The organism is Thalassospira sp. UBA1131 (assembly GCF_002311515.1).
GTDB lineage: Bacteria > Pseudomonadota > Alphaproteobacteria > Rhodospirillales > Thalassospiraceae > Thalassospira.
Genome location: NZ_DCAO01000093.1, coordinates 1 through 1,246, shown reverse-complemented (window position 1 = coordinate 1,246; position 1,246 = coordinate 1). Strand labels below are relative to the sequence as shown.

Annotated in this window: 1 protein-coding gene and 1 pseudogene; one reads left to right on the top strand and one right to left on the bottom strand. The window is 51.8% G+C overall.

Annotated features, from left to right (window positions below; all coding sequences use genetic code 11):
* Positions 1 to 137 (bottom strand): annotated as a pseudogene (locus B3Z49_RS22100) (type 1 glutamine amidotransferase domain-containing protein); the annotation flags it as partial.
* Positions 138 to 243: 106 nt separating this feature from the next.
* Here B3Z49_RS22100 and B3Z49_RS14080 point away from each other — a divergent pair.
* The gene (locus B3Z49_RS14080; protein ID WP_296992006.1) at positions 244 to 1,185 is read left to right on the top strand and encodes a LysR family transcriptional regulator; all 942 of its coding nucleotides are present in this window, start codon (positions 244 to 246) and stop codon (positions 1,183 to 1,185) included.
* Positions 1,186 to 1,246: the final 61 nt, after the last annotated feature.

Genomic DNA, 1,246 nt, shown 5'->3' with positions numbered 1-1,246 from the left:
GGGGATGCCAGCGTAATTTCTGCCCCGGCATCCTTGAAGCGATAGTAAGGGGCTGCAAACTCTTCGAGCCAGATACCGGTCTTGTGTCCGGTGTCACCCATCTGATCATGCGACGTAACAATCATCAAAATACGCATCAGTTCCTCCATGCGTGGAATTCATTTGCTCTCATCTTAACTGGCTGACAGAATTTGCGAAAGATTGATGAAGTGAACACATTGTCAAATTTAATGAGCATATTGAATGTCGGCACTTGATGAAGTTCGGGCGATGATGATCTTTGCCCGCGTTGTTGACGAAGGCGGGTTTTCTGCGGCTGCGCGGAAGATGGGGCTCAGCCGTGCCGCCATTTCCCATCAAATTCGCCAGCTTGAGACCCGCCTCGGCGTGCCATTGTTGCGCAGAAGCACACGCAGTTTCAGTCTGACCGATGCGGGGGCGCGCTATTACGACAGCTGCCGCACCATTTCCCTCGAAGCCGAAGCAGCGCGAAAACGCGTCGAAGAACTGCGTGACGATCCGGTGGGCAAAATATCGCTGACCTGTTCGGTTCATCTTGGCACACTTCGAATTGTGCCGATCCTTGACCGGTTTAGGCAAACATATCCGGGTGTCTCGATCGATGTGCATCTCAGCGACGAAGTTGTCGATCTGATTGGTCGCGGCATTGATATTGCCGTGCGTTCCGGGCCATTGAAAAATTCGGAACTCAAGAACTTCAAACTTTATCAGACCCACAGGATCATTGCAGCCAGCACGTCCTATGTCAGCAAGTTCGGATTGCCGGAAAGCCCGGAAGATTTATCCGAACATGAATGGGTGATGTATAGCCGGGTTCCTGAGACGCTTACGCTTCAATGTGCCGAGGGTACACGAAATATCCGCGTGTCGGGCAGTGTTCGGGTGGATAACGCGACAGCCAGATTGCAGTTCCTGCGGGGCGGTCACGGATTGGCGGTTGTTCCGCTATGTGATGTTCAGCAGGAAATTGATAACGGCGACTTAATACGGGTTTTGCCTGATTGCAAGCTGCCGGATCTTGAGATCTATGCCGTTTATCCGGGCGGTGTGACCCGAAGTGCAAAGGTTCAGTCGCTTCTGGATTATATGCGGCGTGAAATGCGTGAAATCGATATTTCGCGCAATGGACAAGTTCAAGGCGACAGCCATATTGATCATTCGTGATTGTTGGGCTATTTCCCTGTGACGACTTTCGGGGGACACGCATGGCCAATCTGTTTTTCTA

Excerpts from the sequence above, each read along its gene's own strand:
- B3Z49_RS14080 (WP_296992006.1), top strand. The coding sequence starts at position 244 with ATGTCGGCACTTGATGAAGTTCGGGCGATGATGATCTTTGCCCGCGTT.